Here is a 20130-nt window from a genome sequence, read left to right as displayed (position 1 = left end):
TCTTATCGTTTTGTCGTTTGGAGCCTTCGCCATTGCATGTAGACGACGCCACTCAAGGCGACGAGCCCACCGGCGATCTGGTAGGCGTTGGGGATGAAGCCATAGGTCATTGACCATAATACGGCGAAAAACGGCACGAGATTGATCCAGAGCGACGCAATTGCAACCCCCAGCCGGCTGGCGCCGACGTTCCAGAGATAGGCGCCCACACCGCTCGAGAAGACGGCGACGAGCAGGAGCTGGCTCCACACCCAGCCGTCGGTAACCGCAAAGGGCGAGTTCGCCCAGCCCAGACCGATCAACACCAGGGTGAAAATCGACATCCAGCCGAGGGCCGACAGCGACGCGACATAGGCCCGGTGCAGCTGGCTCGCCCGGTCGAACCAGGCCTGCGCCTTCAGGCTGTAGAGCGTCCAGATCGCATTGGAGAGCAGCACGATGATCTCGCCGCCGCCCAGGGTCAGGGCGCCCCGGCCGAACAGGCTGCCGGCGGCCAGAATGGCGCCTCCGGTCAGGGTCAGGGCCAGGGCGACCCCGAAGCCGGGATCGAAGCGCGCGCCGGTCACGAGACGCACGGTCGCCGCCGAGACCAGCGGTCCAGCCACCTGGACGGCGGCCGCTGAGATCGGGTTGCTGAACCGGATGCCCGCGATGAAGACCGTGAAGAAGCCGCTCATCATCAGGCCGATCAGCAGGAAGCGCTTCAGGCCGATTTCGATCCGAAGGTTGCGGACGCCCTCCGCCAGCACCAGCAGCACGCCGAGCGTCGCCACGGCCGCCAGGGTGCGGATGGTCAGCATGGGCACCACGTCGAAGTGCTCGAGCATGACCTTGGAGACGGGCACGTTGGCGCCCCAGCTCACGCCCACGAAGACCATGGCCGCGAAGGCGCCCAGCATGTGGTGCCGGCCGCGTCCCGGCGCCGGACCCCCGGTCATCGCCGCGCCGCGCGGGTCTGGCGGATCTGCAACTGGGCGATGCCCGCCAGGACGACGACACCGCCCGCGACCTGCAGCCAGCTCGGCTCGCGCCCCATCAGGGCGGCAAGCCCGATCGCGAAGACCGGCGCCGAGTTCGCGAACAGGGAAGCGACGGGCACGCCGACCAGAGAGACGCCGGTATTCCAGAGAAGGACGGCCACCGCGACGCCCAGGATGCCGATCCAGGCAACCATGCCCCACTCGATCGGCGTCGGCGGCCGGGTCGGCCAGGCGATGCCGCCCAGCGCCCAGACCACGGCACAGACCACGCCCAGCAGCACGCTGGCCACCGTAGAGGTGAGCGCCGACAGGGCGATCTGGCCGCGGTCGGCCAGCCATTGCTGGGCACGGATCGAGTACCAGCTCCAGCAGAGCTGGGCGATCACCAGCAGCCCCTCACCGCCTTCGAGGCCGAAGGAGCCCGCCGCACGGCCCGGCGTGCCCAGCACGACGACGATGCCGCCGGCTACGACCAGCACCAAGGTGAGCCCGAAGCCTGGCGGCGTGGAGGAGCCCAGCATCGCCCGCGCGAGCAGCGTCGCCCAGATCGGACCGCACATCAGCACGATGGCCGAGGTCGCCGGATGGGCATGGGCCACACCGAACGTGTAGAGCACCGAGAAGGCCGTCATGGCCGTGCCGAGCTTCAGCAGCCGGCGCCAGTCGAGCGGCCGCGGCTTCGCCGCCGGCTTTCGGCTCAGCAGGACCGCCAGCCAGAGAACGGGCAGGCCCAAGATGTAGCGCGACCAGGACAGCAGCCAGTTGTCGTAGTGCTCCGCCAGCGCCGCCAGCACGGGAATCATCGATCCCCAGATCATGGCGGCGAGCAGCAGGACCAGGCTGGCGCGCCGCAGCGCACCGACGGACGGAGACATCGAGCCTGCCGCTCAGCCCGTGGCGCGACGGCGGACCGCCTCGTAGCCGACGCGGCAATCCTTGTAGACGTCGGGCTTCTCGGTCGAGACGCGCGCCTCGACGACCTGTGGCTGCGCCAGGCACAGGTCGAGAATGCCCTCGACCAGCGTCTCCTGGAGGTTGAAGTGACGGCTCGCCGCGAGCTCGACGATGCCGTCGTGAATAAGGTCGTAGTTCAGCACGTTGGCGATGCTGTCGTCGTGCGCGCGGTCGGGGTCCGCCAGGAGCAGCTCGACGTTGATCACCACGGCCTGTGGCTTGGCCAATTCGAAGTCATAGATGCCGATCGACACCGGCAGCCGCATGTCACGGATGAAGATGCGGCGCTGGGAGGTGACCATGGTCATTTCTTCTTCTTCAGGTCGAAGGCGATGTCGCGCGGCCGGCCGGTCAGATGCTCGCCGCCGTCGACGACGATCGTGTCGCCGGTGTAGCTCGGCGTCGCCACGATGAAGCGCAGCGCGCGGACGAGATCGTCGACCGTCACGCCGACCCCGAGCGGATTGGCGGCATGCTGCTCGGCGAAGCGTGCATCCGTCTGGCTGCCGCTGCGCAGGGTCAGCCCGGGCGCGATGCCCGCCACCCGCAGCCGCGGCGCGAAGGATTGCGCCAGCAAGGTCGTCAGCCCCTGCAGGCCGATCTTGGACAGCGTGTAGGTGAGAAAGTCGGGATTGAGGTTGTAGAGTTTCTGGTCGAGCACGTTCACGACGAGGCCCGTCTCGTCCGGCGGCAGCTGCCGCGCCAACGCCTGGGCAAGCAGCAGCGGCGCCCGCAGGTTGATCGCCATGTGCAGGTCGAAATCGGCCGCCGTCGCCGTCGGCGCGCGGTCGAGCTTGAACAGCGAGGCGCTGTTGACGAGGCAGGTGAGCCGCACGCCGCGCGCCCGGCATTTGCCGACCAGCGCCTCGGCCTGACGCGCCGAGGCGAGGTCCGCGCGCACGGCGACCGCCTTGCCGCCCGCCTCGCGGATCGTCGCGACGGTCTCCTTCGCCCCGGCCGCCGAGTCCTTGTAGTGCACGAAGACGAAGAACCCGTCGGCCGCCAGCGCGAGCGCCAGGGCACGGCCGATTCGCAATCCCGCCCCCGTGACCAACGCGCCTTTCATGATGCGACACCCGCCCTTGGTGACTGAAAGAGGCGGCGGTTCTAGCATGCGACCATGAATTCGTCCCCGTTCGAAACCGTCGACTGCGTTGTCATTGGCGCAGGTGTTGTCGGCCTTGCCGTCGCCCGTGCCCTGGCCCTTGCCGGCCGTGAGGTCATCGTCGTGGAGGCTGCCGACGCCATCGGCACCGAAACCAGTTCGCGCAATTCCGAGGTCATCCACGCCGGCATCTACTACCCCAAGGGCAGCCTGATGGCGCGGGCCTGCGTTGCCGGCCGGCGCATGCTCTATGCCTATTGCCAGGACCACGGCGTGCCGCATCTCAATTGCGGCAAGCTGATCGTGGCGACCAACGCGGCAGAGAGCGAGAAGCTCGCCGAGATCAAGGGACGTGCGGAAGCCAACGGCGTCGAGGGCATGCGCTTCCTGAGCGCCGCCGAGGCGATGGCGATGGAGCCGAACCTGCAGTGCACGGCCGCCCTGTTCTCGCCCAGCACCGGGATCGTGGACAGCCATTCCTACATGCTGGCGCTGCAGGGCGACGCCGAAGCGCACGGGGCGATGTTCGCCTTCAACAGTCCAGTGAAAGCGGGCCGCGTGGTCGAGGGCGGTATCGAGATCGAGGTCGGTGGAACCGAGCCGATGAACCTGCGTTGCCGCCTACTGATCAATTCGGCGGGCCTGCATGCGCCGACGCTTGCGAAAAAAATCGTCGGCATGCCATCCGGGCACATCCCCACCGCGTACTACGCCAAAGGAAATTACTTCACCTTGACCGGACGCTCCCCCTTCTCCCGCCTCATCTACCCCGTCCCGGTGCCGGGCGGGCTGGGCGTGCACATCACCGTCGACATGGGCGGGCAGGCGAAGTTCGGGCCCGACGTCGAGTGGATCGACGGCATCGAGTACACGGTCGATCCGCATCGCGCCGACAAGTTCTACGCTGCCGTGCGCAAGTACTGGCCCGGCATCAAGGACGGTTCGCTCCAGCCCGGCTATGCCGGCATCCGGCCGAAGATCGTGCCGCAGGGCGCGCCGGCGCAGGATTTCACCATCACCGGTCCCGCCGATCATGGCGTGCCCGGCCTCATCAACCTGTTCGGCATCGAATCGCCCGGCCTCACCGCCTCGCTGGCGCTGGCCGATCAGGTGCGCGACCTCGCCGGTTCTGCATGAGTTTGGCGCGCCGAGGCCTCCTTGCCAGCGTTCTCGGCCTGCTCGGCGGCTGCTCTCCCGCTGCGCTCCTGAACACGACGGTCGCGCGCTCGGGCTACAAGCTCGACGCCGACATTCCCTATGGCAGCCTTCCCCGCCAGAAGCTCGACGTCTACACACCGGAGCAGCCGCGTGCCGACGGCAAGGCGGTGATCTTCTTCTACGGCGGCTCCTGGGATTCCGGCGCCAAGGGCGACTATCTCTTCGTCGGCCAGGCGCTGGCGGCGCGCGGCATCACCACCATCATTCCCGACTACCGCGTCTATCCTGAGGTTCGCTATCCCGACTTCCTCGACGATGGCGCGGCGGCGACGGCCTGGGCGGCCAACAAGGTCGGCACCGAAAAACTGTTCGTCACCGGTCATTCGGCGGGCGCCTACATCGCCATCATGCTGGTCGCCAACACCCCCTATCTCGCGGCTGCCGGTGTCGACCGCATGAAGCTGCCCGGCGGGATCGGCATCGCCGGCCCCTACGATTTCCTGCCCCTCACCTCGCGCCGGCTGAGGGAGATTTTCGGCGGCGATCGGCGCGAGACGCAGCCGATCGAATATGCCCGCGCGCCGCTACCGCCGCTCCTGCTGCTGCACGGCACCGCCGATACGACGGTGAAGCCCTTCAACAGCGAACGCCTGGCAGCGGCCTGGCGCAGGGCCGGTGGAAGCGCCGAGTTGAAGCTCTATCCCGAGGTCGACCATATCGACATCGTGGGCTCCTTCTCCGAGCTGCTGCGCAAGCGCGCGCCTTCCCTGGACGACACGATCTCGTTCATCGACCGAACCTGATCCGCATTGCGGACGGCATGTCCACAGTGCGATCCGTGGGCTGGCCCCCGGCGTTCCGGTTCGCTAATGCTTGGGGAACTTACCCAGGGGGAAAAATCCAGATGATCAAGACGCGCTTCACCGAGATGTTCGGCATCAAGCATCCGATCGTGCAGGGTGGCATGCAGTGGGTCGGCCGCGCCGAACTCGCCTCGGCCGTTTCCAACGCGGGCGCGCTGGGCATCCTCACCGGCCTCACCCAGCCGACGCCCGAGGATCTGCGCAAGGAGATCAAGCGCTGCCGCGAGATGACGGACCAGCCGTTCGGCGTGAACCTCACCATCCTGCCGACGCTCGTGCCGCGCCCCTATGGCGAGTACATCGACGCCATCATCGATTCCGGCATCAAGATCGTCGAGACTGCCGGCAACAATCCCAAGCCCTTCATGCCCAAGCTCAAGGAAGCGGGCGTCAAGGTGATCCACAAGTGCACCGCGGTCCGTCACGGTCTCTCGGCCGAGAAGGCCGGTGTCGATGCGATCTCGATGGACGGTTTCGAGTGCGCCGGTCACCCGGGTGAGGACGATGTGCCGAACCTGGTGCTGCTGCCGGCGGCCGCCAATGTCATCAAGATCCCGATGATCGCCTCAGGCGGCTTCGCCGATGCGCGCGGCCTCGTGGCGGCGCTGGCACTGGGCTGCGAGGGCATCAACATGGGCACTCGCTTCATGGCGACCAAGGAAGCGCCGATCCACCAGAACGTGAAGGAGAAGATCGTCTCCTCCGACGAGCGCAGCACGTCGCTGATCCTGCGCACCATGCGCAACACCAGCCGCGTCTACGGCAACAGCATCGCCAAGAAGACCATCGAGATGGAAGGCGAAGGCAAGACCATCCAGGAGATCGGCCCGATCGTCGCCGGCGCCAAGGGCAAGGTCGTCTACGAAACCGGCGACATGGAACACGGCATCTGGTCGGCCGGCACCTGCATGGGCCTGATCAACGACATCCCGTCCTGCAAGGAGTTGGTCGAGCGTATCGTCAGCGAAGCCGAGGAGATGATCCGCGGCCGCCTCGCGAAGTCGCTCGCGGCTTAGGTCATTTCGAGCAGAGATCGAATCTGCGTCGAACTTCCCAATAACCTCATCCTGAGGAGGCTGCGCAGCAGCCGTCTCGAAGGATGGGCTACACGTACACCGCCCGTTGCCCATCCTTCGAGACGCCGCGCTACGCGCGGCTCCTCAGGATGAGGTGGTGTGGTTAACCTGAGACGAAGGCTCTAACGCGGGCGCGCGCGATGGCGCTTCCAGGTTCGCCACAGCAGGCCGCCGAGCGGCGGCAGGAAACACAGGCTCGCGACAATGACCGCCATCACGGCGACCAGGCAACCCCAGCCGCTCTGACGGCCCACGACGCACTCCCAGTCGAGGGCCATGAAGACGAGCGCCCCCAGAAAGACCGGGTTGGCGAGGACCGCGACCGGCCAGAGCTGCGAGGCCGGCGCCTCGACGCCGGGTTTCCACTGGCACACCAGCGAACTCACGATCGCGCCGGCCAGCATGCCGACTCCCCCGATCAGCATGGCCTCGGCGGCCAGGAAAGCGCCCGCTCCCGCCCCGACGAGCAGGGCGGCGACCAGATGGCCCATGACGAAGGGACGGATGCGCAGCACGATCCTGTTGCCTGTATCTGAGAGCGCGCTGTTACACCAGATTGATGCGGCAGCCGCAGACCTCGACCTGACCGACGCCATGCCGGCGGCCCCGCTTCTCGGCGGCGGCCAGCACGCGGTCGCGATCGACGACCGTCACGTCGTAGGCCGAGACGCCGGGACCACGCCCGTCGACGATCGGCACGAAGCGGATCTGCGAACCGTCGAGCCGGATGATGTTGTCGACGGCCGGACGGTCGAGGATGCGCGACCAGGCGGCGGCAGCGCCGTCGGGATCGTCATGCTGGATTTCCACGCCCGCCAGACCGTTGGTGACGTCCGAGCGCGCGTGCTTCGTCCAGTCCTTCTCCGCGGGCGGCCACCACAAAGCGGGATCGACGCCCGGAGGCGCAAACGTCGTGTCGAGCGACAGCAGCACGCCGTTCGTGTCCGAAGGATGGAAGTGGGTGTACTGGTACTCGGGCAGGTCCTTCTCGGCCACGGCACGCACGCCGAGCGCGGTGACGCGCTGACGCTCGGCCACCGCATCGGGCACCTGCAGGATCACCATGTAGCCGCCATCACCCTTGCGGCGCTCGATGTAGCGGCCGGCCGACGTGCCGTCCTTGAAGGGCGACACGATCTCGAGGAAATCGTTGCCGGTGGGGCAGACGACGTTGGCCAGGCCCCACTTGGCGACGCCGGGATCGCGATAGGCGACCTCGATGCCGAGAATGTCGCACAGCTCCTCGGTGGAGCTTTCCAGGTCTTTGCAGACGAAGACGCATTGCCTCAGTCTCATCGCTTCGCTCCCATTCCGTTGTTGTACGGTCTATCGTAACGCCATGCGGACCGTATGGACCATGGGCTTCGTCGCGGCGGCCGCGCTCTCGTTCTGCTTCCCGGATTTCGTCGTCTTCCGCTTCACGCAGGCGGCGATCTGGTCGATCGCGTTGCTGGGCCTGGTGATCCTGTGCGGCGTCAGCGGCCAGTTCTCGCTGGCCCAGGGGGCGCTGTTCGGCATCGGCGGCTACGGTGCGGCCATGTTGGCGGCCCACACGCCGCTCTCGCCCTATGCCGGCCTCGCCCTGGCCCCGTTGCTGGGCTTCGCCGCGGGCTATGGCGTTGGCCGAGTGGCCGGTCCCCATACGCTCTGGACGCAGGCCCTCGTCACCTACGCCGTGGTGATCGCCTTCCCGCAACTGCTGCGCTGGCGACCGATCGAGCATTGGACGGGCGGCGTCCAAGGACTCTACCTCGACTTCCCGACGCCACCGACCGCTCTGCTCAGCAACGATCGCTGGGCCTTCCTGATGGCGCTGGCGCTCCTGGCCGTCGGCCTGTGGCTGGCGCACAATCTGATCCACAGCCGCTCCGGCCGCGCGCTGAAGGCGGCGCGCGATCAGGATTTCGCGGCGACCGCCCAGGGCATCCGCGTCCCGCAGGCGCGCGCCGCGGCCTCCGGGATTGCCGGCGCCTATCTCGCCGTCGCCGGCTGTCTGTCCGCCTGGCAGTTCGGATTCGTTGGACCGGGCAGCTACAATTTCGCGCTGTCGGTCCAGATGCTGTTCGGCCTGGTGATCGGCGGCATGCACTCGGCCGGCGGCGCGGTCCTGGGCGGGCTCTTCCTGCAGTTCTTCCCCGACGTGACGGCGGGGCTGGGCAAGGGCTACTCCGCCCTGCTCTACGGCGTGCTGCTGATCGCCGCCATGGTGGCGATGCCCGACGGCGTGGCGGGCGCGCTGGCCCGCCTCGCCGTCCGGCTGAAATTCAGACGCCCTTGAAGTCTAGAGGCCTTTGAAATTGGGGGCGCGCTTCTCGACGAAGGCGCGCGCCGCTTCCTTGTGGTCCTCGGTCTCGCCGGTGCGGATCATGCGCGCGGCCTCGCTGTCGAGCGCCTCGGAGAGGGTGCCCTCTTCCGCCACCTTCATGTTCTTCTTGGCGTGCCACCAGGCGACGCGCGGGCCGGCGGCCAGCTTCTTGGCGAAGGCCATCGTCTCGGCGTCGAGATTGGCATCGTCGACGATGCGGGTCGCGAGGCCGAGCTTCTCGATCTGCTCGGCGTTCAGGATCTCGGCGGTGAAGTAGAGCTCGCGCGCCTTCGACGTGCCGACCAGCTTGTGCAGGAAATAGTGCGAGCCGAAGTCGCCCGAGAAGCCGACCTTGGCAAACGCCGTCGTCATGCGCGCGCTCTTGCCGGCGAAGCGCATGTCGGCGGCGAGGGCCAGCGACAGGCCGGCGCCGGCCGCGACGCCGTTCACCATGGCGATCGTGGGCTTGCCCATTTCGTGCAGCAGCTCGGAGACCTTCATGCGCTCGCGGATGTCGTGGACCTTGTCCTCGTAGGTCTTGTCCTGGTCGCGGCCCGCCGCCATCGACTTCACGTCGCCACCCGCGCAGAAGGCCTTGTCGCCGGCGCCGCGCACCACGACGCAGCCGATGGCGCGATTGCCCGCCGCTTCCTCGAGCGAATCGGAAAGCGCCTGCATCATGTCGCGGCTCAGCGCGTTCATGGCGTCGGGACGGTTGAGCACGATCTTCATGACGCCGTCTTCGACGGTCTTGATCAGGTGGGACATCGACTTCCTCCGGGATTGCGGTTGGCGGGTGTTGCGGCGAATGTTTCCCAAACCTTGAAGTCACGCAACGACATTCCGTCTTGCTGGGCGGAACAAAACGGGAGGGAATTCTGGCCATGGACTACGAGACCCTGCTGACGGAACTGAGCGGCGGCGTGATGACCGTGACGCTCAACCGGCCCGACAAGCTCAATGCCTTCTCGACCACCATGAGCCGCGAGCTGATCGACTTCTTCCAGCGCGTGAACGGGATGGACGAAGTGCGCGCCATCGTCGTCACCGGAGCCGGCCGAGCCTTCTGCGCCGGCGCCGACATCTCGGGCGGGACGGCCGCCTTCCAGGTGTGGAACGACGGCAGCAAACCCGAGAAGCGCGAGGCCAGCGATTCGATCACGCTGGCGATATTCAATTGCCTGAAGCCCATCGTGGCGGCGATCAACGGCGCCGCCGTCGGGGTCGGCATCACCATGTGCCTGCCGATGGACATCCGCATGATGTCGAGCACCGCCCGCGTCGGCTTCGTCTTCAACAAGCGCGGCATGGCGATGGAAGCCGGGAGCTGCTGGTTCCTGCCGCGCCTGGTGGGCATGCAGCAGGCTCAGGAATGGGTGATGACGGCCGAACTGTTCGGCGCGGACGAGGCGCTGAAGGGCGGCCTCGTCCGGTCCGTTCATGCGCCGGAGGAGCTGCTGCCGGCGGCGCAGGCGCTGGCCGCGAAGTTCGCCGCCTCGACCTCCTCCGCGGTGGCCGCGGCGGTCAACCGCCGGCTGATGTGGAGCATGTGGGGTGCGCAGAATCCGCTCGATGCCGTGACGCTCGACCTGCAGTGCGTCGGCCATCTCGCGGCCGGCGCCGATGCGCAGGAGGGCATCAAGTCGTTCTTCGAGAAGCGCACGCCCGTCTTCCCGCTCAAGCCCTCGAAGGACATGCCGCCCTTCGGCCCCTGGGCTCAGCCCGCCGGCGGCACCAGGTAGACGCCGGGCTCGGCCGACAGGTTCTGCTTGATGCGGCGGCTGACCTCGTCGGCCAGGATCTCGGACTGGCCGGCCTCGAGAGCCTCCAGCGTCTGCCGCGCCACATCCTCCGGCTTCGACTTCGGCGCCGCGACGTCGCGCACCATGTCGGTGTCCATATAGCCCACATGCAGGGCGAGAACCTGCGTGCCCTGGCCGCGCAGCTCGTTGCGCAGGCCGTTGCTGAACGACCAGGCCGCCGCCTTGGAGGCGGAGTAGGTCGAGGAAGACGGGAACGCGACCCAGCTCAGCGCCGACAGCACGTTCACGATCGCGCCGCCGCCGTTTCGCGCGAGGATGGGCGCGAAGGCGCGACTGACATGGACCGGTCCGAAGAAGTTGGTTTCCAGCTCCGCGCGCACCGCCTCGACTCCCTTTTCGCCGAGAAAGCCCGAAGCCCGGATGATGCCGGCATTGTTGATCACGAGGGTGACGTCGCCCAGCTCAGCGGCGGCAGAAGCAACCTCTGCGGCGTTCGTCACATCGAGGCGAACCGGCACCACACCCGCCTGCTTGACCGAAGCGGGGTCGCGCGCCGCCGCATAGACCTTGCGGACGCCGCCCGCCAGAAGGGCCTGGGTGAAGGCGAGCCCGAGGCCGCGATTGGCGCCGGTCACGAGGGCAACTGAGTCCTTGATTTTCACGCTACATCTCCAATGGTCAAGATGACCGGTCGTCTTGAGATAAGAACAGCGCGACGGTTCTTCGAGAGAGTTTTCCTGCGTCAGGTCAGAATTTTGTTGAAGGCGACCGACATGAAGGCGTCGAGCGGCGCCGCGCTCTTGTCGACCCGGGACCGCAGGACCGCGCCTTCCCAGGCGTTCAGCAGGAAGGCCGCCAGCGTGGCGGCCGGCAGGTCGCGGCCGATATCGCCCGCCTGCTGCGCCTCGGCCACCACACGCGCAATGTCTTTCGTCCAGTCGGCCAGGGCGCCGGCCAGCGCCTGCCGGATATCCGGGCTCTGGCTCGCGAGTTCGGCGCTGAAATTGCCCAGCAGGCAGCCGCGACTGAAGCCGCTCGCCGGTCCGAGCTGGTTGAGCGACTTGAAGTAGGCCTTCAGGCGCCCGAGCGGCGCGCCCGGCCCGTCGACGAGCGCCTGCCGCCGTTCAGCGCCCTTGGCGACATAGTGTCCGACCACCTCGACGCCGAGCGCGTCCTTGCTGTCGAAGTGGTTGTAGAATGATCCCTTGGGGACCTTGGCGGCATCGGTGATGTCCTGCACGCCGGTCGCATTGAAACCGTTCTTGTGCAGAGTCTCGAGAGCTGCCGCGAGCAACCGTTCCCGAACGTTGGTCTTCTGGGCCATGGGATTCGATATGACCGGTCGGCTTGCCATTTCAAGAGCGGCAGCGCCCAGACGGGCTTTTGCGAATGGCGAGCGCAGACCGTAAGGTCCCGCGGATCGAGCGGAACCGAGGAGAGACATGCGGGCGATGATCTGCCGCCAGTGGGGCGGGCCTGAGGATTTGCGACTGGAAGAAATCGAGTCGGCGCCGCTGAAGCCCGGCCAGGTGCGCATCCGCATCCGCGCGGCCGGTGTCAGCTTCGCCACGACGCTGGTGATCGCGGGCAAGTACCAGCGCCGACCGCCCTTCCCCTTCGCGCCCGGCACCGAGGCGTCCGGCATCGTCACGGAGGTCGATCCCGCCTGCACGCGGGTCAAGGTCGGCGACGAGGTCGTGGCCGTGCTCGACTGGGGCGGGCTCGCCGAGGAAGTCGTGGCCCATGAGGTCAACGTCTTTCCCAAGCCCAGCACCGTGGGCTTCGTCGAGGCGATCCAGCTCGCGATCTCCTATCCGACCTCGGCCGGCGCCCTGACCTGGGCCGAAGGACTCGACGTGCAGCCGGGACACACCTTGCTGGTCCATGCGGCCGCCGGCGGCGTCGGCATGGCGGCGGTCGAGATCGGCAAGATCCTCGGCGCGACGGTGATCGCCACCGCGGGCGGTCCGCGCAAGACGGAATTCGCCAAGGCGCACGGCGCCGATCACGTGATCGACTACAGCGCGACGGATTTCCGTGAGGAAGTTCTGAAGCTCACCGGCGGCCGTGGCGTCGACCGGGTCTACGATCCGGTCGGCGGCGACGTCTTCACGCAGTCCTTGCGGTGCATGGCCGTGGGCGGGCGGATCTGCCCCATCGGCTTTGCCAGTGGAACCATCCCGCAAATCCCGGCCAACATCCTGCTGGTCAAGACCCTGGCCGTGATGGGCTTCAACTACGGCTACTATGTCGGCTGGAGCCCGCACGATGCGCGCTTCGAGGAAGCGCCGCGTACTTTCGCCCTGGCGGAGCGCATTCGCGGCTGGTGCGAGCAGGGTCTGTGCCGCCCGCATGTCGACCGCACCTTTGCCCTGCCCGACGCCCCGCAGGCGATGCGCGCACTCCTCGAGCGCAGCGTCACCGGCCGCGTGGCCATCGTGATGGACGGGTCTGCCGGCTAGATCAGGCCCGGCGCCTTGGTCCCGGTGCCGCTCGGCAGGTCGCTGAAGTCCATGCAATAGCCCTTGAGGGGCCGCGGCAGCTTGCTGACGAAGAGGTCATAGGGAATGGCCTCCGCGAGCACTGCGGCCGCCATGTTGATCTGCCCGCGCAGGAGGGCCGCATTGTTGGCGGCCATCTGCACGAAATCGTAGGGCTGGCCGCAGTAAGTCCAGGTGGCCTTGTGCAGCATCTGCTTGCGGTCGGGCGACTGGACCTGGGCCGTGACCTGGGCGATGAGCGCGATCTTCGGGTTGACGTGCGCCTGATGGAAGATCGCGAGCCTGTATTCGAGAGCGATGATGTGCGACGGCGCGCTGCCCGCCGACACATTGGTGACGCTCTGCTGAGCCGCCGTCGATGCACCCGACGTCATGCTGGAAACCACGATGTCGCCGGCGATCGTCGAAGCCGCCAGACGCGCCCGGAGATCCTCGGCGAAGTCGGTATCCTGCATGGCAAGGCGCAGGTCGGAGCGCGTGGTGTCGACCACATCCTCCGACTGCGCCTCAGACGCGCCCTTCGCACCGCCGACCGCCGCGCCCACCGGTGCCAGGAGAAGCCCAAGCAAGCTGCCGCTGCTCGTCATCGTGGCAACACCTTGAGCGGCGCCGCGCTGCCCGCCTTCGGTGCTGCCCCGGGCGCCGATCTGCGACGTGTCCGAATTCTTGATCCCGGAAACGTCGCCGGAAATCGACGTTATCGTTCGTCGCGTGCTGTCGGGTATCGGCGTTACAGGGGGTTGAGCACAGGCCGAAACGAAAATGCAGACGACACTTGCCACCGCGAGAAAACGCACAACCACCATCGATAGTCTCTCCCCCGACCTCTCAACCAGTGGAGACTATCGCCCCATGCGCTGTCAACGACTCAAACGTGCATGTTGATCGCAGTATCGCGGAATGCGCGTCCTCGGGCGGTTTCGGGGACGCGGCTTCCGTCACCTGCCGGTGAAGTTGGGCTCGCGCTTCTCGAGGAAGGCCCTGATGCCCTCCTTCATGTCTTCCGTCTGCATCAGCGGCAGCAACTGCAGGAACACGTGATGGACGTGCTCGTTGAACGGCTCGTTCCACGCCATGCGCATCATCCGCTTGGCCGCCTGGATGGCGAGCGGCGCGTTGGCGGCGATCTCCAGCGCCAGGTCGCGGGCAGCGCCCATGACGTCGGCATCCGGCACGACCTTGTTCACCAGCCCGATCTCCAGCGACTGCGCGGCAGTCAGGGTCCGGCCGGTGAAGATCAGCTCTGAGGCCTTGGCCCAGCCCAGCATGCGCGGCAGGTACCAGGTGCCACCGGACTCCGGCAGGACGCCGCGCTTGGCGTAGGAAGCCGCGAGCTTTGCGGACTGCGCCATCACCCTGATGTCGGCGCCGAGCGCCAGGTCGAGCCCGTAGCCGGCCGCCGATCCGTTGAGGGCGCAGATCACCGGCTTGTCCATTGCGTGCAGGACGGGCGGCGGCGTGTTGCGCAGGTCGATGTTGGTCGGCGTGGCACCCGAGCCGACGCTCAGATTGTCGGTGCCCTTGCTCTGCGCTTCGAGGTTCAGCCCGGCGCAGAAGGCCCGGCCCGTCCCCGTCAGGATCACCACGCGCACGGCCCGATCCTCGTTCGCCTTGACCAGCGCATCGGTGAGCTGCTTCAGCATCGGGCCAGAAATCGTGTTCATGCGCTGCGGCGCGTTGAGCGTGATCGTCGCGATCGCGCCGTCGACGGCGTAGAGCAATTCCTCCGGCAAGGCCGAAGCTGTGGGTGCGGCCGCAAACTGGCTCATGTTTCCTCCCTATGGCGATTGCCGTTATGGTGGCGCAGGAGATCAGGACACGCCATGCAAAACCGTTTCATCGACCTTTACAGCGACACCAAGACCAAGCCCTCCCCCGGCATGCGGAAGGCGATGGCCGACGCCGAGGTCGGCGACGAGCAGAAGATGGAAGACCCCACCGTCAACCGCCTGCGGGACCGCGTGTGCGAGCTTCTCGGCAAGGAAGACGCGGTGTTCCTGCCGAGCGGCACGATGGGCAACCAGATCGCGATCCGCGTACACTGCCGGCTGGGCGACGAGGTGATCGCCGACCGCACGGCGCACATCATCAACGCCGAGTCGGGCGGCACCGCCGCCAATGCCGGCGTCATGATCCGCATGCTCGACGGCCCCCAGGGCGTCTTCACCGGCGAGCAGGTCAAGGAAGCCATCCGCGATCCCAACAGTCGCAACGCCCCGCGCTCCCGCCTCGTGTCGATCGAGAACACCTCCAATGGCGGTTGCGGCACCGTGTGGCCGCTCGCCACCATGCAGGGCGTGACCAAGGTGGCGCGCGACGCCGGCCTCAGCCTGCACATGGACGGCGCGCGCCTCTGCAACGCGGTCGTCAAATCGGGCACGAAGGCCAGCGACTACGCCGCCTGCGTCGACTCGCTGTGGCTCGACTACACCAAGGGCCTGGGCGCGCCGGTCGGCGCCAGCCTGGCCGGCTCGAAGGAGTTCATCCACGAGGCGTGGCGCCAGAAGCAGATGCTGGGCGGCTCGATGCGCCAGTCCGGCATCATCGCCGCCGCGGCCCTCTATGCCCTCGAACACAACTGGGACCGCCTCGCCGAGGACCATGACAATGCCCGCCATCTCTCGGAGGGCATCGCCAACATCAAGGGCCTCAAGATCGACGTCCCGCGCATGGAAACCAACCTGGTCTTCTTCGAGGTCACCAAGCCCGGCTGGACGCCGGCCCGGCTGGTCGAGGCCTGCAAGGAGCGCGGCGTCGGCATGGGCACCGCCGCCGGCAACCGCATCCGCGCCGTCACCCATCTCGACGTCAACCGCGCCGACATCGACAGCGCGCTGAAGGTGATCAGCGACGCGCTGGCGGCTTAAATAGCCTACCTCCCCATTCAAATGGGGAGGTGCCCGCGCTTTCGCGGGCGGAGGGGTCAGAGGGTTCGCAACATCAGCATGACCCCATCGCCCCGTAGGACGGGGCACTTCCCCATCTGAATGGGGAAGCAAATCAGACTACGGCACCGCGTGGCCGCGGCGGGTCCACTCCTGAACCAGGAAGCGGAGGTCGAAGATCGGTTTGCTGTCGTAGCCCTTGCCGACCCAGCAGAACTGGCGCTGGTCGAGGCTGCGCCCTTCGACCAGGCGAAGTCCCGCTTCCAGTTCGCCGCGCCGCGCCAGGGCGACGGCCTGCAATCCCTGCAGCGTGTCGCGCAGGCAGGCGGCGTCCTTGGCGGGCAGCTGGGCCAGCTCGCGCGGAAGCGGACGGGTCGCGGCTTCGATCTCGCCCGCGGCGCCATCCCAGGCGAGCGCATCGGCCACCTCGACCAGGCGGCGGCTGGCTTCCTGCGCGTCGACGCCCTGCCGCAGGCCCACCAATGTCGGGACGTCGGTCCGGTCGCCCAACTCGCGCAGCAGCATGACGCCAACGAAGATGTCGGAGACGCCGAAGGCGCCGGCGCTGCCGGCCACGAAGTCGCGCAACATCGCCTTCGCCCTGTCGACCCGGCCCTGCAACAGCAGGAGCCGCAGCGCCGGAAGGTCCTTGCCCGGAAAGACGTGCAGATAGGCATCGAGCGAAGCTGCGGCGCGCGCCGCGAGACCGGCATTCTGCTGCGCCTCGATGATGTGGAGGATGGGACCGGCGTCGAGGTCGACCGTGGCCGGCTCCGCTTCCATCAGCGCCCGGGCATCGACGGCATTGCCTTCGAGCACCAGGGCGATCAACTGGAGTTGCGCCCGCAGTCTGGGGTTGATGCGATCCAGGGTCTCGCGGTCGGCCCCGGCCAGCCCGGCCAGTCTGTGCGCCAGCGGCGAGCGGGGATGGATCGCCAGAAAGGACACGGCCCAGTCCACTCTTAGCGCCTTGGCCGCCGCGTCGTCGATCGGTGCGCCCGCCGCCATGCGCGCGAGGATCAGCGACTGCCGCGCGCCGTGCCAGGCGAGCGCCGGCGCATTGTTGCGGCGCGCCATGTCGGTCTGGGCATCGGCCGCCAGGATCGCGACATTGGTGAGATCGATGCCATTTTCGCGCGCGCTCTTGTCGAAGACGGCGATCAACTGCTCGATCAGTTCGACGGAGGCAGGTCCCGCCGTCGCCCCGGCCACCGCGTCCGCGAGGGCCACGAGATAGGGCTGTCCCAGGGGCGTGCCGCCGGGTTGCGCCGAGAGCTTGAAGGCCGACTGCCAATAGACGCTGCGCGCCTGCCAGCGCCGCGCGAAGCCGCGATCCAGCGTCCAGTCGCAGTCGCCATAGTCGACCGACACGCGGCGGTCGGGCGACAGCTGGCGCGGCTCGACGGCCTCGACGACCTTGCGCACGAGACGCTCGACCTCCGCACTGTCGCCGCGCCGGCTGGCCATGACGGCCAGGCGCGCCAGGATCTCCGGACCGGCCGGGGCGCGGCGCGTGGTCTGGGTCATGCTGCCGGCCGCACGCTGCTCGGCCTCGTCCGTGGCCCCGAGATCGGCCAGCCTCAGCCCCATCGCGGCGTCGAGTTCGGGCGCGGTCAGGCGCGTTGCCACCTGCCGTGCGAGCGACCGGTGTCCGCGCTGGCACAGCCAGTCGATGGCGACGCTGCGGTTGACGATTCCCGCGACCTCGCCGACGCCCGGCTGCATCGACTGGAAGAACCAGCTCATGGCCTCGGCGTCGTTGGCGCGCATGAGCTGCAGGAAATACTGCTTGTTCACGCCCTCGCCGGACGACAGGCCCGAATACTGCCGGTCGAGCAGGAAGATGCGCTGCAGGTCGTCGCGTTCCTCGGCCAGCGTCCTGGCCGTGGCCATGCCGACTTCAATGATTTCGCGATCGCTGGACGCAGCCTTCTCCGCCAGCGCCTCGTCGATCGCCCTCAGCCGGTCGGCGGCCTCGTACTGGCGATGGGTCGACGGCAGGGAGAGCAGCGCCAGATAGGCCTCGACCTGCATCCGCCGCTTCAGGTCGGCATTCGTCTCCCGCTGCGCCTTGTCGAGATGCGAGTCGATCAACTCGATCGCCCGGGCAAGCCTCGTCCGATCCGCAGCGCTCTCTGGCGGCGCCTGCGCCCGACCAAACGATGGCGCGCCGACGCAGAGCGCCAGACTTACCACCACCACGCCAATTCTATTCCAAGTCCTGCTTTTCATCGTCGATGCTGGCTGTGAGACCTTTCTGCCGCGGTTCCTAGTGAACGACTGCGCGCATTTGGTGGCAATGACCACGAGAACATCGGCAAACGCGCCCAGGAGCCTTGCCCCGGTCGCCATATCTTCTGTGCCGCGCACTACGGCGCGGCATGACCACGGCGGGCCCATTCTTGCACCAGATAACGGACGTCGAAGATCGGCTCGCTGTGATAGCCCTTGAAGCTTCCCTCGCCCGGCCAGCAGAGTTTTCGCTGCTCGAGGCTCCGGTCGGCGACCAGACGAATGCCGGCTTCGAGATCGCCCCGCCGCGACAACGCGACCGCCAGAAACCCCTCCAGCGTGTCACGCAGGCAGGCGGCATCCGTCGGCGACAAATTCGCCAACTCGGGCGGAAGCTGGCGCATCGCTGTTTCAATCTCGGGCGCCGCGCCGTCCCAGGCGAAGGCATCCACGATTTCGATCAGGCGCTCCGATGCCTTTCGCGGATCGCTCCCGCTACCCAGGCGCATGAAGGTCGCGATATCGGAGACGTCGCCCAGTTCGCGCAGCAGCATGACTCCGATAAAGATCTCCGAAAAGCCGCCCCCTGGGCTCACATCGCTGCCCGCGAACTCGCGCAGCATCGCCTTGGCCTTGTCGGACTGTCCTTGCAGCATCAGCAGCCGAACCACGGCGCGATCCTTCTCGGGAAACACCATGAGATAGGCATCGAGCGCGGCGACAGCCTGAGCGCGCAGGCCGGCGTTCTCCAGGGTTTCGATGAGGTACGTCAGGCGCCAGCCATCGAGCCAGGCCGCAGCAGAGTCGGAGGCTCTGAGCGCATGCGCTTCTGCCCCCTTTCCCTCGACAATCAACGCGATGAGTTGAAGTGTCGCCGCCAGCCTCGGGTTTGTCCGATGGATCAGCAATCGTTCGGGCTCGGCCAGCGTGATCAATCGTCGTGCAAGACCCGATTGCGGATAGGTTGCGAGAAACTGCATGGCCCATTCGAGGCTCAACGCTCTGGCGACCATATCGTCGATTGCCCCACCCGCCACGGCACGAGCGAGCATCAACGACTGCCTCGACCCATACCAGGAGACTGCGCCCCAGTTCAGGCTGGCGAGGACACTTCGCGGGTCGCCCGCCAGGATCGCGGCGTTCATCATATCGATGCCATTCTCACGCGCGCTTTCGTCGAAGATGGCGATCAGCCGGTCGATCAATTCGACGGAACGCGGCCCGGCGCTCGCGCCGGCAACCGATTCCGCCAGGACTACGAGCTGAGAAGCCGACCACGACACATCGCGGTGCTCGTCTGGGGGCCTGTAGGCCGTCAGCCAGTTGACGCTGCGCTCCTGCCAACGGTAGGCAAAGTTACGAGCGAGATTCCAGTCGCAATCGCCGTATTCTTTCGAGACGAGAGGACCCGGAAGGAACCGGCGCGGCTCGATCGCTCCGATGGTTTTGCGGACAATACGCTCCACCTCACCGCTGTCGCCGCGACGGCTCGCCATGAGGGCGAGGCGGACCAGGATCTCCGGGCCTTCGGGCGCCCCTCGCGTCGTCCGGGTCATGGTCCGGTCCGCCCGCTGCTCGGCCTCCGCCGCAGCACCGAGAGCTGCGAGCTTGAGGCCCATCACGCCGTCGAGTTCAGGCTCGGTGAGCCGGATCGCGACGGTCCGGGCAAGAGACCTGTAACCCCGTTGGCACAACCAGTTGATGGCAATGTCGCGATGGGTGGCGCCCCCACGCTCGCTCATCGCAGGCTGCATCGACTGAAAAAGCCACGTCATCGCATCGGGGTCGTTCGCGCGCATGACCTGCCAGAAATACTGCCGCTCCACGCCCCGGCCGGAGGACGATCCATAGTATTGACGGTCGATGAGGTATACCCGCTGCAGATCGCTGCGCTCGTCCGCCAGTACCATCGCCTCATCGATCCCGGTTCCCAGCACTTCTTTGTCGCCGGACAGCGGTTCGAGCGGCTCGCGCGTCACCCGCAACCAGTCCGCCGCCTCATACTGCCGGTGCGTCGAGGGCAGCGACAGCAGCGCAACATAGGCTTCGATCTGCATCCGCCGCTTCAGGTCGGCATCCGTCCCGCGCTGCGCCTTCTCGAGATGCGCGTCGATCAGCTCGATTGCCCGGCTGAGCGTCGTCCGGCCGGTCGGCGATTGCGCGTACCCCACGGGAGCGGCGCAGAATAGCGCCAGGGTCATCGTCAAGGCAGATTTGATCCAAAGCCTAGATTTCATCATCGATGCCGGCCGCGGGAACCAGTGTATAAAGCTCGTTAACGAACGACTGAGAGTATTTGGTGGCAAAG

Annotated in this window: 20 protein-coding genes; 7 read left to right on the top strand and 13 right to left on the bottom strand. The window is 67.1% G+C overall.

Annotated features, from left to right (window positions below):
• Window positions 1-2: 2 nt before the first annotated feature.
• The 4 genes from ACO07K_RS05215 to ACO07K_RS05200 are packed head-to-tail and all read right to left on the bottom strand — an operon-like array spanning window position 3 to window position 3000.
• The gene (locus ACO07K_RS05215; protein ID WP_422034838.1) at window positions 3-938 is read right to left on the bottom strand and encodes a DMT family transporter; all 936 of its coding nucleotides are present in this window, start codon (window positions 936-938) and stop codon (window positions 3-5) included.
• Window positions 935-1855, bottom strand: coding sequence for a DMT family transporter (locus ACO07K_RS05210; protein ID WP_422034837.1), 921 nt, complete (start codon window positions 1853-1855; stop codon window positions 935-937). Before ACO07K_RS05210 ends, ACO07K_RS05215 begins: the two co-directional genes overlap by 4 nt.
• Before the next feature lie 12 nt (window positions 1856-1867).
• Window positions 1868-2242, bottom strand: a complete 375-nt coding sequence (locus ACO07K_RS05205) for a dihydroneopterin aldolase (protein WP_422034836.1) — start codon at window positions 2240-2242, stop codon at window positions 1868-1870.
• Window positions 2239-3000, bottom strand: a complete 762-nt coding sequence (locus tag ACO07K_RS05200) for an SDR family oxidoreductase (RefSeq protein WP_422034835.1) — start codon at window positions 2998-3000, stop codon at window positions 2239-2241. Before ACO07K_RS05200 ends, ACO07K_RS05205 begins: the two co-directional genes overlap by 4 nt.
• Window positions 3001-3054: 54 nt before the next feature.
• On the opposite strand from ACO07K_RS05200, the gene ACO07K_RS05195 reads away from it, so the two are divergent.
• The 3 genes from ACO07K_RS05195 (at window position 3055) to ACO07K_RS05185 (ending at window position 6076) form a co-directional block, all read left to right on the top strand.
• Window positions 3055-4176, top strand: a complete 1122-nt coding sequence (locus ACO07K_RS05195; protein WP_422034834.1) for an NAD(P)/FAD-dependent oxidoreductase — start codon at window positions 3055-3057, stop codon at window positions 4174-4176.
• Window positions 4173-5000, top strand: a complete 828-nt coding sequence (locus ACO07K_RS05190) for an alpha/beta hydrolase (RefSeq protein WP_422034833.1) — start codon at window positions 4173-4175, stop codon at window positions 4998-5000. Before ACO07K_RS05195 ends, ACO07K_RS05190 begins: the two co-directional genes overlap by 4 nt.
• A gap of 101 nt (window positions 5001-5101) precedes the next feature.
• Window positions 5102-6076 (top strand): NAD(P)H-dependent flavin oxidoreductase, encoded by a 975-nt coding sequence (locus tag ACO07K_RS05185; RefSeq protein WP_298316178.1) that lies wholly within the window; start codon window positions 5102-5104, stop codon window positions 6074-6076.
• Between the two features lie 182 nt (window positions 6077-6258).
• On the opposite strand, the gene ACO07K_RS05180 is transcribed toward ACO07K_RS05185, so the two are convergent.
• Together ACO07K_RS05180 and ACO07K_RS05175 are read right to left on the bottom strand one after the other, a co-directional pair.
• The gene (locus ACO07K_RS05180; protein ID WP_422034832.1) at window positions 6259-6651 is read right to left on the bottom strand and encodes a hypothetical protein; all 393 of its coding nucleotides are present in this window, start codon (window positions 6649-6651) and stop codon (window positions 6259-6261) included.
• A gap of 31 nt (window positions 6652-6682) precedes the next feature.
• Window positions 6683-7432 (bottom strand): VOC family protein, encoded by a 750-nt coding sequence (locus ACO07K_RS05175; protein WP_298316173.1) that lies wholly within the window; start codon window positions 7430-7432, stop codon window positions 6683-6685.
• 43 nt (window positions 7433-7475) lie between these two features.
• Between ACO07K_RS05175 and ACO07K_RS05170 the strand changes: the two genes are divergently transcribed.
• The gene (locus ACO07K_RS05170; protein WP_422034831.1) at window positions 7476-8414 is read left to right on the top strand and encodes a branched-chain amino acid ABC transporter permease; all 939 of its coding nucleotides are present in this window, start codon (window positions 7476-7478) and stop codon (window positions 8412-8414) included.
• A 3-nt stretch (window positions 8415-8417) separates the two neighbouring features.
• On the opposite strand, the gene ACO07K_RS05165 is transcribed toward ACO07K_RS05170, so the two are convergent.
• Window positions 8418-9209: an enoyl-CoA hydratase gene (locus tag ACO07K_RS05165; protein ID WP_422034830.1), complete on the bottom strand. Its 792-nt coding sequence runs from the start codon at window positions 9207-9209 to the stop codon at window positions 8418-8420.
• 116 nt (window positions 9210-9325) lie between these two features.
• Between ACO07K_RS05165 and ACO07K_RS05160 the strand changes: the two genes are divergently transcribed.
• Window positions 9326-10183, top strand: a complete 858-nt coding sequence (locus ACO07K_RS05160) for an enoyl-CoA hydratase-related protein (RefSeq protein ID WP_422034829.1) — start codon at window positions 9326-9328, stop codon at window positions 10181-10183.
• Here ACO07K_RS05160 and ACO07K_RS05155 read toward each other — a convergent pair.
• Window positions 10159-10866 carry an SDR family oxidoreductase gene (locus tag ACO07K_RS05155; protein WP_422034828.1) on the bottom strand — a complete coding sequence of 236 codons (708 nt, stop codon included), beginning with the start codon at window positions 10864-10866 and terminating at the stop codon, window positions 10159-10161. The genes ACO07K_RS05160 and ACO07K_RS05155 overlap by 25 nt on opposite strands.
• Window positions 10867-10946: 80 nt before the next feature.
• Window positions 10947-11528, bottom strand: a complete 582-nt coding sequence (locus ACO07K_RS05150; protein ID WP_422034827.1) for a TetR family transcriptional regulator C-terminal domain-containing protein — start codon at window positions 11526-11528, stop codon at window positions 10947-10949.
• A gap of 118 nt (window positions 11529-11646) precedes the next feature.
• On the opposite strand from ACO07K_RS05150, the gene ACO07K_RS05145 reads away from it, so the two are divergent.
• The gene (locus tag ACO07K_RS05145; RefSeq protein ID WP_422034826.1) at window positions 11647-12666 is read left to right on the top strand and encodes an NADPH:quinone oxidoreductase family protein; all 1020 of its coding nucleotides are present in this window, start codon (window positions 11647-11649) and stop codon (window positions 12664-12666) included.
• On the opposite strand, the gene ACO07K_RS05140 is transcribed toward ACO07K_RS05145, so the two are convergent.
• Window positions 12663-13274 carry a hypothetical protein gene (locus ACO07K_RS05140; protein ID WP_422034825.1) on the bottom strand — a complete coding sequence of 204 codons (612 nt, stop codon included), beginning with the start codon at window positions 13272-13274 and terminating at the stop codon, window positions 12663-12665. The genes ACO07K_RS05145 and ACO07K_RS05140 overlap by 4 nt on opposite strands.
• Before the next feature lie 369 nt (window positions 13275-13643).
• Window positions 13644-14474, bottom strand: coding sequence for an enoyl-CoA hydratase/isomerase family protein (locus tag ACO07K_RS05135; RefSeq protein ID WP_422034824.1), 831 nt, complete (start codon window positions 14472-14474; stop codon window positions 13644-13646).
• 54 nt (window positions 14475-14528) lie between these two features.
• On the opposite strand from ACO07K_RS05135, the gene ACO07K_RS05130 reads away from it, so the two are divergent.
• Window positions 14529-15572 carry a threonine aldolase family protein gene (locus ACO07K_RS05130; protein ID WP_422034823.1) on the top strand — a complete coding sequence of 348 codons (1044 nt, stop codon included), beginning with the start codon at window positions 14529-14531 and terminating at the stop codon, window positions 15570-15572.
• Between the two features lie 138 nt (window positions 15573-15710).
• Here the strand turns inward: ACO07K_RS05130 and ACO07K_RS05125 are convergent, their stop codons facing one another.
• Together ACO07K_RS05125 and ACO07K_RS05120 are read right to left on the bottom strand one after the other, a co-directional pair.
• Window positions 15711-17684 carry a hypothetical protein gene (locus ACO07K_RS05125; RefSeq protein WP_422034822.1) on the bottom strand — a complete coding sequence of 658 codons (1974 nt, stop codon included), beginning with the start codon at window positions 17682-17684 and terminating at the stop codon, window positions 15711-15713.
• 275 nt (window positions 17685-17959) lie between these two features.
• Entirely contained in the window at window positions 17960-20029 is a 2070-nt protein-coding gene (locus ACO07K_RS05120; protein ID WP_422034821.1) for a hypothetical protein, read from the bottom strand.
• Between the last annotated feature and the right edge of the window lie 101 nt (window positions 20030-20130).

Origin of the sequence: Reyranella sp. (genome assembly GCF_965228225.1) — a bacterium.
Lineage (GTDB): Bacteria > Pseudomonadota > Alphaproteobacteria > Reyranellales > Reyranellaceae > Reyranella.
The sequence above is the reverse complement of the archived record's forward strand: the minus strand, read 5'-3'. Positions and strand labels throughout refer to the sequence as shown.